Origin of the sequence: Solibacillus sp. FSL H8-0523 (assembly GCF_038051985.1) — a bacterium.
Lineage (GTDB): Bacteria > Bacillota > Bacilli > Bacillales_A > Planococcaceae > Solibacillus.
This window is the reverse complement of sequence record NZ_CP150291.1, coordinates 1,609,583-1,624,859: the sequence shown is the minus strand read 5'-3', so window position 1 is coordinate 1,624,859 and position 15,277 is coordinate 1,609,583. Positions and strand designations below refer to the sequence as shown.

At 34.3% G+C, this 15,277-nt stretch carries 14 protein-coding genes; all 14 read left to right on the top strand.

The annotated features are described in order from the left end of the window. Window positions 1-4 precede the first annotated feature (4 nt). Window positions 5-463 (top strand): hypothetical protein, encoded by a 459-nt coding sequence (locus NSQ62_RS07830; protein ID WP_341323372.1) that lies wholly within the window; start codon window positions 5-7, stop codon window positions 461-463. A 39-nt stretch (window positions 464-502) separates the two neighbouring features. Next, a complete protein-coding gene (locus NSQ62_RS07825) occupies window positions 503-1,474 on the top strand; it encodes a hypothetical protein (RefSeq protein WP_341323371.1) in 972 nt (323 codons plus the stop codon). Between the two features lie 88 nt (window positions 1,475-1,562). After that, the gene (locus NSQ62_RS07820; protein ID WP_341323370.1) at window positions 1,563-2,123 is read left to right on the top strand and encodes a hypothetical protein; all 561 of its coding nucleotides are present in this window, start codon (window positions 1,563-1,565) and stop codon (window positions 2,121-2,123) included. Window positions 2,124-2,141: 18 nt separating this feature from the next. After that, window positions 2,142-2,573, top strand: a complete 432-nt coding sequence (locus NSQ62_RS07815) for a hypothetical protein (protein WP_341323369.1) — start codon at window positions 2,142-2,144, stop codon at window positions 2,571-2,573. Continuing rightward, the gene (locus NSQ62_RS07810; protein ID WP_341323368.1) at window positions 2,570-2,884 is read left to right on the top strand and encodes a hypothetical protein; all 315 of its coding nucleotides are present in this window, start codon (window positions 2,570-2,572) and stop codon (window positions 2,882-2,884) included. The genes NSQ62_RS07815 and NSQ62_RS07810 overlap by 4 nt, the downstream gene beginning before the upstream one ends. A gap of 2 nt (window positions 2,885-2,886) precedes the next feature. Then, the gene (locus NSQ62_RS07805; RefSeq protein WP_341323367.1) at window positions 2,887-3,537 is read left to right on the top strand and encodes a hypothetical protein; all 651 of its coding nucleotides are present in this window, start codon (window positions 2,887-2,889) and stop codon (window positions 3,535-3,537) included. Window positions 3,538-3,548: 11 nt separating this feature from the next. Continuing rightward, the gene (locus NSQ62_RS07800; protein WP_341323366.1) at window positions 3,549-4,055 is read left to right on the top strand and encodes a hypothetical protein; all 507 of its coding nucleotides are present in this window, start codon (window positions 3,549-3,551) and stop codon (window positions 4,053-4,055) included. Window positions 4,056-4,069: 14 nt separating this feature from the next. Further along, window positions 4,070-4,798, top strand: coding sequence for a hypothetical protein (locus NSQ62_RS07795; protein ID WP_341323365.1), 729 nt, complete (start codon window positions 4,070-4,072; stop codon window positions 4,796-4,798). Window positions 4,799-4,849: 51 nt separating this feature from the next. Further along, the gene (locus NSQ62_RS07790; RefSeq protein WP_341323364.1) at window positions 4,850-5,593 is read left to right on the top strand and encodes a hypothetical protein; all 744 of its coding nucleotides are present in this window, start codon (window positions 4,850-4,852) and stop codon (window positions 5,591-5,593) included. Between the two features lie 110 nt (window positions 5,594-5,703). Beyond that, entirely contained in the window at window positions 5,704-6,237 is a 534-nt protein-coding gene (locus NSQ62_RS07785) for a hypothetical protein (protein WP_341323363.1), read from the top strand. Then, window positions 6,230-6,700, top strand: coding sequence for a hypothetical protein (locus tag NSQ62_RS07780; RefSeq protein ID WP_341323362.1), 471 nt, complete (start codon window positions 6,230-6,232; stop codon window positions 6,698-6,700). Before NSQ62_RS07785 ends, NSQ62_RS07780 begins: the two co-directional genes overlap by 8 nt. Window positions 6,701-6,785: 85 nt before the next feature. Further along, window positions 6,786-7,349, top strand: a complete 564-nt coding sequence (locus NSQ62_RS07775) for a hypothetical protein (RefSeq protein WP_341323361.1) — start codon at window positions 6,786-6,788, stop codon at window positions 7,347-7,349. A 96-nt stretch (window positions 7,350-7,445) separates the two neighbouring features. After that, entirely contained in the window at window positions 7,446-14,504 is a 7,059-nt protein-coding gene (locus NSQ62_RS07770; RefSeq protein WP_341323360.1) for a phage tail tape measure protein, read from the top strand. Continuing rightward, window positions 14,504-15,277 carry a phage tail domain-containing protein gene (locus NSQ62_RS07765; RefSeq protein ID WP_341323359.1) on the top strand — a complete coding sequence of 258 codons (774 nt, stop codon included), beginning with the start codon at window positions 14,504-14,506 and terminating at the stop codon, window positions 15,275-15,277. The genes NSQ62_RS07770 and NSQ62_RS07765 overlap by 1 nt, the downstream gene beginning before the upstream one ends.

The following is a 15,277-nucleotide window of genomic DNA, read 5'->3' as shown; positions in this document are numbered from 1 at the left end:
AATAATGACAAAAGTAAATTTAGATAAACTGCAAGCGAAATCAAACGGTAACATCGAATCTGTTCTAGTTGCAAATGGACTATTAAATGGTTCTTTAGTTGCTTTAGGTACACCTGTGGCTGGAGAGCGTGAATTAATGAACGCAGTAGCGCCAGCTAAAGATAAAGAATTATTATTAGTTGCCGTTCCAGAAGTGAAAGCTGATGAGTCTTTAGATCAATTAGATATTTTTATTCAATCAGGCGAGGCAGCTCGTGCTTATCACCTTACTGTCGGAGATAAATTCCAAGTTGAACGCTCTATGTTTACGGCAGCTCCAGTAGTGGGCGCAGTAGTAACAGGAAATGCTGATTATGGTTATTCAGTAAATGTAGATTCTCGTACTACTTTCGTGGTTGAAGCATTAACTAAGTTTGATTATGACCAACGTGATATGGCTTTATTACGTGTACTAACTGTCTAACAAAAATAAATTTTTTTAATATATAGGAGGAATTAGGAAATGAATGAACTAATTAAATTAGCTCTTGACTTATCTAAAGGTCAAGTAAATGGAAACTTTTCAAAAGCAGATGCAAATGACGTATTACGCTCTGCATTCTTAGAGAAAATTGGTACAGATGAAATTACTTATGATGTATACCGTCAAAACAAGTATGTGATTTTTCAAATTATCCAAGAAACTATTTCACCAATCATTAATGATCGTCTTGAAGAAACTATGGGACGTTTTGCTGAAGTGCGCAATGTTGCCTGGGGTGACGCTATTGTATTTGACGTAGAGAATCCAGCGTTATTTGATGTATCAGTTATTGCCGATGGTACTGCAAATTTACGTAAACAACGCGTAACAAATGGCAAAATGACTGTTGACTTAGCTACTTATGGAGTAGCAATTTACGATGAATTCTACCGCTTCTTATCTAAGCGAATCGACTGGGCTAAACTTGTAGAAAAAGTTGCAAAATCATATGAAAAGAAAATTGCTGAATCTGTAAATGCTGCAATCTATGGCTCTTATAATAGCATCGATGCTTTATTTAAATATTCTGGTACATTCTCTGAAACAGAATTATTACGTGTTCTTCAAGCCGTTGAAGCATTATATGGTTCTGCAATCGTTGTTGGTACAAAAGCTGCTTTAGCTCCAATTCAACCAGCATACGCAGGCAATGATACAAAAGATGGATATAACGCTCTTGGCTATGTAGGTACTTTCCGTGGTTACGATACAGTAGCATTAACTCAATCTTTCAAACCTAACTCAAATGAGTTTAATTTATCAAATACTGATTTATTAATTTTACCGAATACTTCAGATAAGATTGTAAAAATTGTAACTGAAGGTACTGCAATTGTTGAAGATGTGCAAAATATTCAAGGCGACTTATCTATTGAGCACTACTTAATCCAAAAAGCAGGCGTTGGTTTATCACTAACTAATAAATTCGGTATCGTTCGCTTTACTGTTTAATATTATATAAGTAAATTTTTAAAATAAATAAAAGCAAAACAAGGGGGCGTTGATTCGCCCTCATTGATTTCAAGGAGGATTTTAAATTATGACGGAAAAAAATACAACAAGCAAGACAACTGGCCGCAAGACAGCAGCTTCAAAAAGTGTAGATATTCCAACTGAAAACCAAGTAAACAATTCTATCGAAAAAACAATTAAACAACCAAAAGTTCCACTGACTGCTAATAATAAAATTACTGTTATGAATAACACAACTGGTAGGTACGGTTACATTGGTCGCTCTGGATATTCTTTTGAACTAGAAGAGTACGGTGATACTGCGCAGATTCCATTCGGTGAATTGCAAGCAATGCGTTCTAGCTCACAAAAGCGTCATATCGAAGATGCCTTTATTATCATCTTAAATGAAGATGCAGTTGCGGAATTAAATTACACAAAACTATATGAAAGTGTGCTAGATAAGCATAGTGTCGAAGAGTTATTTTCTAATCCTCAACGTCTTGAAGAGACACTTCCAAAAATGCCTGTTGTAATGCGTGAGACTGTTATTTCTATTGCTAAACAAAAATATATGAATCGAACATTATTCGATATTCGCATCATTGAGATAATTGAAAAATGTCTTGATGTCAAAATTATTGAATAAGAAAGCGGGTGTTATGCAATGGCTACACCTTTTAATAAGATATATCCCCTCTTTTTATCCCAAATTACAGATTATAGTCTTGAGTCATTTACTAACGATCAACTAGAAGCAAACTTGCAGTTATGGCTGCTAGGCGCTATAGGATATTTTTCAAATTGCTCACATGATTTAACTGATTTTGATCTGGAACTCCAACAATTTAATGTTGAATTAAACCACATCGAAAAATTAATCCTTTCAAAATTTATGCTCTCAATTTATTTAGATACACACCTAATTAAAGAAGATTTATTAAAACAAAATCTTAATTCAAAAGAGTATCGTATGTATTCCAATGCCAATCAAATTAAAGCCCTAATCGAAATGAAAAATAAAGTCGCTGGTGAAGCTAATGTGCTCATGTCAAGATACTCTTATAACATTCATCGCATAAAGGAAATTTTAGAATGAGTCAGCTTTCAAAATATGAGTACCTTCAATATCTAATGACGCTTATTCCTCTTGTGTGGAAAATACTACCTCTATATGAAGAGAAAAATGAGCATTTAGTTGATTACATTGACAGCATTTGCACAGAAATTAAAGGGCTTAAAAAGATTATCGGCAATTTACCTAGTCAAGTTTGGCATGATAGAACATTAGCAATTTTAGAGCAGCTAAAAGAAGAAGTTTTGATTGAGCAACATAAAAAAATAAAAAAAGAAACATTTAAAATTACCAATATGATAGATAGGCAAATAAGCGAACTGAAAGGAGAATGATTATGGGTGAATACGATGCTTACCGCAATAGAATTAACGCGTCAGGCTCTAGTATGCAAGATGCAGTTTATCAAGCATCAAAAAGAAAAATAATTAATGATTTTTTAAACTCCCCTACTCTTTCTAAAGTTCGCTTGAATTCTAATCTTGATTATCATTCAGTAATTATATCTGATATAGAGACTTTTTATAAAAGACTCATCTTATTTTTGCCAGAAACAGTTTTAAATGTTGGAGACTATGTGTACCATGATGATTCAATTTATTTGGCTACAGACTGTAAAAAGTACGATCTTTATCCTCAATTGTATGTAGAGCTTTGCAATGAGACGTTTGTGTTAACCAAAGAAGCAACAAAAATTATAATTGGGTACGATGAATTTAAGCGCCCTATTTATGAGTCAACAGCGCCTACTGTATTTCGAATTCCATGCGTCATGTCAACAAAGATTTATAGCATTGTTGATAACTCCGCTATTCCCCTTCCAGATGGTGCAATGATGATTAAACTACCTTATAATCCGCAACAAATTCCAAAAATCAATTATATTATTACTCTTCGCAATGCTCAGTATAAAGTGACTACAATTTCTTATGAGAAAGTGATTAATGAAGTTGGATATGTTGATATAAGATTGCAACGCGAAACGTGAGGTGAATTCTAATGGCAATTGAAAAAGGGACTATGCGTGAAGCAATCGATAGCGTTTATCAAATTTTAATTAACGATGAAGAATTGCTGCGTTTGCTTTGGTATTTACCTAAACGCACAACTGGAGTAGATCCATTAAGTTCTACTCTCCCCAGCGTGAAAAACATGAATAACTATTGGGACATTATAGATCAAAGAATTATGCTTGTGGAAAAAGTGAATGACTTAGAGGAATTGCCTTTATGTCGGCTTTATATTTCTACGGGCAGGCGCAGAGCGGTTTACAGTAACTATCTCTTAGCTACTCAAGAAATTACAATTACTATTTATACTCATGAAGACTATGAAGTTGACATGCGCTCAATCTGGATTTCAGATCGAATTAATGAACTAATTGTATTAGAAAACTTAAAGGGTATGATTGGACACCTTGACTATGTAGCTGGCAATGCTAGGGTTGCGCCAATACAATATAGACGGTATGACCATCTTTATGAATATACCTCAAGTAAAAAGTGAGGTGGCCATAAAACATGGATGAAAAAGACTTATATATATTTGGTGAACCTGTAAAAACATTAATTGGAGAAGTTAGATTTTTAACTTATAAAGAGTATTTAGTGAATATTACTTCACTAAGTTTAATAACTCAAAATATACTTCATCTGTATTATCAATATAAAAAGCATATTGATGAAAAGGACGAAAATGCTCTGAATTTACTTGAAAGCATAAAGCAACTCACGCTGTTCGATTTAGTGAAAAGCGAACCTTCCCTATTTGAAATTTATAAAAAATTTTTCACTTTATTAATATCCCCCAAACCAGAAATTGAAGATCCCGCAGAAATAATTCTAAGTGATGAAAATTTATTTGTGCAATATAGGCAACTCATTATGGAAATGAATTTACTTAGTGAAGAAATGGTTTCCCCTAATCCCGAAATACAGAGGGGTATTGAAATGAGCCGAAGCTATAAGCAACAAACAAGTGGCGAATCATCTTTTACAGATATAGTTTCTTCAATAGTAGCTGGTACAACAAATTCATTTAAAGATGTTTGTGAAATGACGGTATATCAAGTGTATGCGACTTATTATCGTATGGGCGCAATATTCGATTATCAAACTTCCACTTTATTTGCAACAGTTAGTGAAAAAGTAAAAATTGAATCCTGGAATAAACATTTAAATCTTTATGAACGGGAATCACATGTGATTGAAAAAGATAGTTTTGATAAGAAATTTGGAAGCATGTTCTAATTGGACATGTTTTTTTTATGTAAAAAGAAATTAATTTTAGGAGGAAAATAAATGGCTAAATTAGTAATGCAAGACGTAGCGGATTGCGTAGTAATTGATAAACAAACTGGTAAGACTGCTATCTATGCTCAATTACAACTTAGTGGGCTTCAAGGATCTATTTCAGAGGAAGACTTACGAGCTGGTATCGGAAATGGTCGTATTTTTAAAATCCGTACTGATAAAGCACTAGATTTAAATTTACGTTCAGCTACGGTTGACTTAGAATGGTTAGCAATGCAACAAGGTGTAGAAGTTGAAGAAGGTGAAACGGTTAGAGTTACAAAAATTGAAACAGTGCAAGCAGCAGCAGTTACAGGAACACCTGGCTCATTTAAAGTAACAATTACTGGAACACCAATCAATAATACAGTGCGCGTTACAAATGTTGATGGTGAGCAAGAAGTTGCAACGTTTACAACTGGTGAAATTCTTTTACCTTCAGATTTCGTTAATGCAGCGGGAGATAAAGTTACAGTTTCATATTATGAACAAGTAACAGGTAATCGTATTCAATTCGATGCTTCTAAATTCTCTAAAAAATATCGCGTAGAATTACACACTATTGCTTACTCACTAGAGACAGCGGAAGTTTATTCTGACATCTATTTTGTTTTTGATGAAGCAATGCCATCTGGAGACTTCAGTTTCAGTCTTGAATCTGGTTCAGTTATTACGCCAGAAGTTACTTTTGCAATCCTTGCTCCACAAGGTTCAACTGTAATGGGCGAATTAGTTGAAGTTCCACGCACTTAATTAAATAACATAAATAAATTTTTAGAAGTTGGGATTAATTTCTCAACTTCTTTTTTTTACATAAACATTGCTTTACAAAGTGATGTAAATGAAAACAAGGAGGAAGACTTATGAAACAAAATAAAAAGCGCAAAAAAAAGATTAACTTGAAAGATATTGCTAAGAAATATAACGATGTAACGACCCCTTCTATTCATGTAATTAATGAGGAAGAAAATATTTATATTCAGTACTATAAAGTATTTGATAATACACGCATTGAATCACTTATGAAAGAAGCTTACAGTAACCTCGAATTCGATAAAAAAAATAATCTTAATTTCTTTAAAGATGATGATGAAATCTTTATTCAATATATTTTCTTTTTAATTTTAAAGTACATGACTAATTTATATGACGAAATTCCTGCTACTTTAGATAAGCAAGTTAATATTTTTAATCAATTAGTCGCTATTGGGCTTTTTGAAACAATGTTTAGCGATGTGTTTGATCCTAATGAAGTTTCAAAAGTCTTAGAACGAATTGGAACTTTTGCGCAATTGGCTGGTCAAATTGCCGAGCTGGAAGAACATACTCGAAATGAAGCTGCTCAAACGGTGCTCCATCCTTTAATGCAGAAACAAGTGGGCAAAACAGATGCCTAAATTTACAAAATATGATGATTTAGAAAAATATCTGACAATGCTTTTCCCAGAGATTTTAGGTAGATCAAGACAAGTTGAGTCTGTCATAATTATGGCAATGTCTCAAGCTGTATATGATGTGGTATACGGTGCTTTTGAAACTGAGGAGTATGTTCGCAGAGAACATGATGGTGGTTTATCTGATATTCAGAATATGGGAATTACTGATTTCGGTATTAATGAGAATGGTGAAGCTTATGTCATTTTCGAGAATTTAACTGAAGGGCAAGATACATTAAAAAATAAACTAATTACCGACACAATCGTTGATGGTATTAAGAATAATTGGAAAACTCGCCCTGGGCCGTGGACAGAGGAACGTGATTTTATTGGTGAAGCAGCTAGAGCAATTAGAGAAAATCCAACTGAATTGTTAGATGCATTTAAAAATGCATTAGTCGAAAATGGCTTTATAATTAAATAATTGTGCATCATCTTTGATTAAATTAAATATAATATGTTAACACTAATATTTACATATATATTTTTTTAATAAAGGAGATGGACATTTGAAAGCAAAACTTATTGGATTATTATTAGCTACCCCCCTACTGTTGGTTAGTTGTGATGAAGAATTTAACTTAGAGGGTGACGGTATGAGTTTGATTAGTGTCGATTCTGAATCATCCATTGATTTAAGTTTGTACCCAGATAGCGTTGCGAATGGCACTGTTTCAGTTAATATGTTTGAGGAATCTATGCGTTATATTGCTGGGATAAACCCTCGCTTAATTAAGATAAATGAACTTCAAAAACAACTTAATGAAAATAGCCTTTTGCGCACTGATAGTGAATTTAAAGCTGAATTTGTAGCCGCAATAGAAGATTATCATGTGTTTGTTAAAGGAATTTATATTACCCCTTCCGCAAACGCAGACTTTGAAATTAATAAAAGTTTTTCAGAAGTATTGTATTATGATGAATTATTTGCACAGTCAATGAGGGATTATGTGAATTCATATGAAGGGCATTATAGAGAAACCGCAAGTAAATATAGTCGGTTAACTAAACCATCATACCTCGTTTTCATTGATAAACTCGATAAATACAAATTATTTACAGACAGCAACTAGTCCTCCCCCTCCCAATTAAATATAAATCTTTTCTAGCGACTCAACGTAAATGGGTCGCTTTTTTCTTTTGCTTACACTAGAGAAAGGAGCAATAAAATGTCTAAAACAAATAACCATATTACGTTATTAGCGAAGTTAGGTATTGATACTTCAGATAGAGAGGATATTCAAAGACAATTAGATAGTTTTTCAAAAACACTTAGCGGTCTTACTGTTAAAATTGGTATTAGCAAAGAAGCGATAAAAGCATTAGAAAAATTGTCTAATATGGACTTCTCTAAATTTTCAGACAACGCAAAGAAAGCTACTGACGGAATTACTAGTTCAGTTGCAAAAACAAAAGCAGAAGTTGATAAAATCCTAAAACAAACTGGTGAATCACTAGGCATGAAGGATTTATTTTCAAAAGAACACGCACTTACAGATATTGAAAGCATAAAAAGAGCGCTACAAAAGTTAAATCCTAACGTTAAAGTTGATTTTGATGTAGTTGAAGGACAAAAAAACCTAAAAAAAATCAAAGCTTCCTTTGAAAAAGATGGAATCACAACTCATATTAATTTCAAACAAGACGCTATGATGTCCAATAAGGGACAGCTTAATAGTATTTGGATACCCCATCAAATTCAAGAGGTGCATAAAGAATTAAGTGTTGCTGCAAAAAGCACAGAGGATTTTAGAAATAGAATCCGAAGTTTAACACTTGAAGGTAAAATTACAGTTGAACAATTCAAACAGCTTTCGAGAGCAGTTAAAGAAACAGATGTAAATAGTTTCGGAAAATTGAATGCTGATTTGAGTGAAATGGTTCTTCGTAATAAAAATGCTGCTCAAGCGATTAGAGATCAAGCAAAGGCATTGAAAGAGCAAGAGCTTGAGCAAAAACGAATTATTGAAAATGACATTAAACGTAAAAATTTAGTGTCTGAAATTGAACGCGCTATGCGGGCACAAAAAAATACATTCAGTACTGATGCTGGAAGAAAATTAATTATCGATTTAGGTAGAATGGATATTTCCGCTAAAGATTTCAATACAACATTAAAACGTACTCAATCTGAACTAAATCAATTAAAAGCTCTTGCGACAGAAACATCACGTACCAACATAGGACTAATAGACTCGTTCAAAATAGCGATGACAAAATTTCCCATTTGGATGGCAGCTACCACTATTTTCTACTCATCTATAAGAACTGCTAGAGAATTTATGAGTATCATAGTAGATATTGATACTAAAATGACCTCTTTAGCAAAAGTTATGTCGGCAGATACAGATTTTGAAAAGCTCTTTGATTCAGCTACGGCATCAGCAGAACGCTTCGGACAAAGTATAAGTCAAGTTTTAGACGCATATACAGAATTTGGTAGACAAGGATTTAAGGGACAAGAGCTTGTAGACCTTTCAAATATTGGACTCGTTGCCGCAAACGTTGGTGAGATCACCTCACAAAAAGCCGCAGAGTATTTGACAGCAACGATTATTCAATGGCAGATGGAAGTTTCTGAAGGTTCAAAAGTAATAGATTCGTGGAACGAAATTTCGAATAATTATAGCACGACATTGGAAAAGCTCGCGCAAGGCCATAGCCGAGCTGCGGCCTCAGCAAAAGCTATGAATATTGATTTCAATCAAACTAATGCCATAATCGGAAGCTTAACGGCCGCGACCAAGCAAAGTGGGACAGAAATTGGAAATTTCTTGAAAAATGTGCTCCCTCGCTTAGTTGGTCAGCCAGGGCAAGATGCATTAGCAATGGTAGGCGTAAAATTAAGTGATGATGATGGAAATATTCGTGATGTTGTAGAAGTTTATACTGAGGTTGCGAATAAAGTAAAAGATCTTACTGAAGTTGAAAGAATTACTGTTACTGAAGGATTAGCAGGAAAACATCATCTTACTCGTATGCAGATATTATTAAATGATTTAGGAAGCGCGAATTCATTGTACAGACAAATGTATGAGACTTCTGTTAATTCTGTTGGTTCTGCAAATGAAGAGAACGAACGCTATATGAACTCTTTACAAGCCCGTATTAATTTAGCGCGAGTGGAAATTGAAAAGCTTGCAATTGCGATGGGAGAAGCTTTCTTAACAGAGGGAATGATCCAAAGTCTTAAAGCTTTTAGCGGTATAATGGGTGTATTAAGTAATGTTTCGGGTACAATAGGTGCTTTACCTATTATTCTTGCTACCGTTGGCGTTGGCGTAACGCTTTTAAGTACCAAATTCAAAGCGCTAGTTGGCAGTATGGCTTTAACATCATCTTCTTTTATATCAACAGGAGTACTTAGTGCGGGTTTAGGAGCTAAATTAACAGCCCTTACTGCCAGAATTACAATGTTAGGTGCATCGATGAAAGCTTTACTTGCATCAACTGGAGTTGGCGTAGCGTTACTTGCATTAGGCGTTGGTATTGAATATGTATTACGCAATATGACTAAAATGCGTGAAACTCAAGAAAAAATAGATGCTGAAAATAGAGCGGTTTCGGAATCTTATTTAACTAGTAGAGATTCTATTAAAGAATTAACGAAACAATACTCAATACTTCAAGATATGATGCAGAATAATCCATCACTAGAAACACAACAAAGATACTACGAGGTTCAAAACGAATTAGCTGTATTAATGCCTAGTCTTATTGCTTATGAAGATTCTTATGGAAATAGTATTCTTCAATCAAGCGGTGTAATAAATAGCAAAATAAAATTATTAGAAGCTCAAGTTGAAGCAGAAGAACGCCTTCTGAAAATCCAACAAGACAGAGAAAATAAAGAAAAACTAGAACTTTCGCAAGAAAATGTAAAAAGCTACAATATACTTGCAGATGATACATTAGGTAATTTCGAAAATGCTGCACACAGATATGGTATAGCAAAAGGCAATTATGTTTATAAAGAGGAAATCAAAAACCTACAAGACATGGAAAAAGCCATTATCCATTATGAAACAATGCGTGTTAAATATGCAGAAGAAGGTAATACAACTCTTTCTAACAAAATGGCAAGAATTGCAGATGATTTGATTGACCGTATGGGGGTTTATCAGCTTTACACTACTGAAGTGGAAATAGCTAGTAATTATCTCGCTCAAGCAGCCCTTAAAGACGCGGAAACTGTCATTAATGCTCATACAAAAATGAACGATTCAGCAAAAGAGCTTGCTAGTAATATGCTCAATGATTTTATCCAAACGGCCGAAAGTGGCGAAGAAATTCAGATTTTTGCTAATGTTTTTAAAGACGATGATATACATGAAGCATTGAAGGACGCTTCCTTTGCAATCGAAACTTTCAAAAATGCAACTGATGATACTTTTAACGGAAAAAAGTCTAATTTAGAAGAGTATGGAGAGGCGCTTAAAAAAGTACTTTCTACCAATCTTAAAAATTCAGATGGAGACTCTTTAGGTGAAAATTCAACTGAATATATAAATGCTGCAAACGCGGTGGACACTTATATTGCAAAATTAATCCTTGCCGAACAGACTGTGAGAGAATACGCAGAAACAAATAATGTATCTATTGAGTCAGCGAGAGCGCAAGCTTTTGCTCTTGATGAGTCAGGTGAAAGTTCTGGAAAAGCTTCAGAAGAATTACAAAAATACGTAGCCTCACTGAAAGAATTGAGTAGTGGAGCAGAGCAAGTAGCTGGTGTTTCCGCAAAATTAATTTCTGATACAGAAGATTTGATTTTTAGTTATGAAAATTTAACCTCAGCAACAGTAAGAACAGCAGAACAAGAGTTAGCGCTAATAGATACTAAGCAAAAACTGGCTCTTCTATACCCTCACCTTGTAAAAGAAGGTGAATTGCGAATTGATAGCCTTAAAGCAGAAAGTAAAGCTCAGGATATTCTATTGAAAGCTGTGGAAGCTTCTAAAAAGAATTTGCTTACCGCAGAAGAAGAAGCTACTGTTAAACAATTTACTGAAACTAATGCTCGTATAAGACTTATTAACGCAAACATTGCCGCACTTGATGATTTAACTATGGCTTATTATAAACTTTCACAAAAAGCTCAAATTGAATTTGATGAATTAATGGCAGAAGGAGTAACTGAGCAAAATAAACAAAGAGTAGACGATCTTGGTAAAGCGTTAATGCGTCTTACTCAAAAAGCAGAACCTTACGCTAGTAAATTAGCAGAGCTGGCATCTCTTGAGGGTTTAAGAAATACACAGGCTAGTGGTGTATTAACAGCATTAGATAGAGTCGAAAAGGCTCAAGATAAAACTGCTAAATCTACTGAGAAAAGTACAAAAGAATCTATTTATATTACAGATAAATATAAACAAGCTCTTGAAGCGGTTAATGCAGAAATTGAAAAACAACAACTATTACGCAATGGTATGACAACTTATAGTAAAGAATATCGTGCATCTTTGCAGCAGGAAATTAAGCTGGAACAAGATAAGAAGAAATTATTAATTGAGCAAGCCGCAGCATTAGAAAAACAAATTAAATCTGGCAAGGTTCAACAGACAGGCACTATCACCTCTTCTTCTACCTCAAAAAATCTTAATGGCTGGGACGGAACGATTACTTCTAGCTTTGGTATGCGTAACCACCCTATTTCTGGCGTTAGAAAAATGCATGAAGGTACTGACATTGATGGTGTTACTGGTCAACGACTTGATGCTAATATTAGTGGAAAAGTAATTGCTAGTGGAAATTCAAAACAAACTGGCTACGCTAGTTCATATGGTAATATCGTTGTTGTTCAAGATGATAAGGGAGTTAAGCATATCTATGCCCATCTTGACAAAGCGATTGCGAAACTCGGTGAAACAATTGTTGCTGGTATGCAAATTGGAACAATTGGTGAAACAGGAAGTGCCAAAGGCTCACATTTGCATTACGAAACGAGAAATGCTTCAGGCAAAGCTATTGATTCCGCAAGTTATGTTTCCGCAGCAAAAAGCGGTAAAGTATCATCTTCCTCTACCCCTTCTTCTATTACTACAGAACAGCAAGCAATCGATCAAATTCAATCAGATTTAGTAAGAATCAAAGCCGAAATCCCAAAAATAGATAATAACATTTCTTCACTTGAAGTAGGAGTAATTAATTCTTACTTAGAAGAATTCAATCAAAAAAAGGAAACTTACCAACGGATTTTAGATTTTGAAAATGAAAAGATTAAAACACTTGATACTTCGAGTGCGCGATATGGTGCAACATTAGACCGTAACAAAGATCAAATGGCGAAAATGCAAGATGTGAATCGAGCACAATTAGCTTTCCTTGAAAAACTAATTAATAGTGGAACACTATCTGCCGAAACACTAGATACAATGAAAATCAGTGCAGAAAAATTAAAAATTGAAATGCAAGCTTTAAACAATGCAATTTTGCAATCTCCTATTGATAAGATTGATGCTCGAATGGGTGCTTTTGACGAGGAAATTGACGATATTCAATTCTTAATAGACCGCTCAAAAGCCATTTCGGGATTAATGGATGAAGGCTCTGCGGATTACAATAATGAGATAGAGTACCAATTAAATTTACTAAAACAAAATCAAACAGCCATCACGAATAAAACTAATGAATTGAAAAAATTAATACGAACAGAAAAATTAAACATCGAAATAGTAAAAGGTTATAAAGAGCAACTTGAAGACTTGGCATTAGAGTACTGGAACTTGGAAGGCGTAATTAAAGACACAGAAGCCAGTCTTAAAGATTCAAATGATAAATTGGCATCAGAAACAGCAGATAAATTAATCAGTGCATATAAAGACTACATTTCGCAAAAACGGGACATGCATATACGCTCTATAGATGATGATATGAAAGCAGAAGATAAGCGACATAAGCGAGTCATGGATAACTACCGCGATGAGATGGATGCTTATCAAAAAATAATTCAAGACAAATTAGATAGTATTGATCGTGAAGAATCGGAATACGACTATGCTAAAGAAATGAATGAATTAGAAAAAGAACGTCTTGAAGTGTTGCGTAAAATCAACCTTTTATCACTAGATCAATCCCTTGAAGCAAAAGCAGAGCGAAAAGGTTTAAATGAAGAATTGGAAAAAATTGATGACACTATCGCAACCAAGCGCCGCAAAAAAGAAGCCGATGACAGAAAAGGCAACTTAAATGAAATGCTTGAAGAAAAACGAGAGCAAATTAGTAAGCAAGAAAAAATGGAAAGTGACTACCATGAGAGAGAAAAAGAAAGAATTGACGATTTAAAAGAATATTGGGATCAATTCTATACAGATCAATTAAATGATGAAGTTAAATTTGCACAAATTAAAGCAGATATTGTAGCTGGGAATTTCGATGAATTGTCGGCAGAATTTAAAGAATATATGGACGAAATGAAAGCAACTATGCCAGAACTTGAAAATACACTTGATGGAACAATGAAGGCAGTCGGCCTATCAATTCGTCAAAATATTATCACTAGTCTTCAAGAAGCCATTGACAAGTTAAAAGAAATACAAGACGGAAGCTCAATTGGTAATTCAAGCTATTCTAGTTCGTCAAACTCTTCCAAAGCAAACTCCCCTCCTCTCGGTGCAGGGGATGCTCAAGTTTTAACAGGGAAATTTTTATTTGAAGAAGTTAGTCTTCAGGCAGATTCTCCATATCTTAAAAAACAGATTCGTGATAAAGCTGACGCTCTAGCAGCTTCGGGGCGAAAAGCTGGCTCTGCTATTTCAAGTGACGTTACACTTAAAGACGCTCTAGCAGAATTAACAGATAAGCAGAAAAAAGAGTTTGGAAATTATTTATTATCAACAGGTGTGAAGCAAGTGTCTTCCTCTGCTTTACAGAAGCTTATTAGAGATTATGGTTCAAAACTTGCTTCATTGAATACAGGCGGCTATACAGGCTCATTTTCTGGTGGGAAAGTTGGAATACTGCATGAAGAAGAAGTTATTTTAAATAAAAAAGAAACAAAAGATTTCTTTAAATACGCTTCAGTTCTCGAAACATTACAACGCTTAATTAGCCCATTAAAGATGTCACCAATCAGACAGCCAGAATTAAATAGTGTCTCCGCGACACCATCAATTTCATTGGAGTTTCATGTTGATAAAATGATTGCAAATGAATCAACAGCTAAAAGTTTAGCACAAACAGTTTTGTCAGAAGTGCAAAATACACTTAAAAGAGAAAGAGGGATTCGCTAATGCGTGAAGCAGTTCATTTTACATTTGATAATATTTCTTCAGAAGACATGGGTGTTCACATCATTTCACTTGGCGAGGGCTTATTTCAAGAATCCTTCTTACCTCGAAGAAGTATCGTTGAACAAAGAGTAGCTAATCAAAATAAACCTTATCATACGCGAGTGGACATTGAACCACTCGCTTTTACTTTGAGAGTTTTTATAAGTGAATGGCGCGAAAGAAATAACTTGAGACAAATTGCTAGGTGGCTATTCCAACCTTATTACAAGCCTCTTACGTTTGATACAAAGCCTGGGTTTATTTTATATGCTATGGTCGAAGGCGATTCTACATTAACTCACAATGGCGCGAAAGATGGTTATTTTGATATAAACATACGCTGCAACTCCCCTTTCATGTACAGCCCCGCAACAACTACTGATATTGTTCAATCAAGAACTTCTACAACTAATCACTACTCAATTTACAATGAAGGCGATTTTGTTATTAAGCCGAAAGTATGGATCACTAAAAAGATTGCAAACGGCTCAATTTCGATTATCAATGATACCACTGACCAAACCACTACTTTAACCAACTTACAATTTAATGAAGAAATTTTTATTGATTTTGAAAATGAAGAAATTATTTCATCACTTGAAAATGTAAATGTATACAGGTACGCAAACCATAATAACGTATGGCTTGAATTTCAATTAGATAGTAATTCCCTTAGATTCATAGGAGACTTTGACATCTATTTTGAATATGAGTTTGTATACCTAGCTGAATAA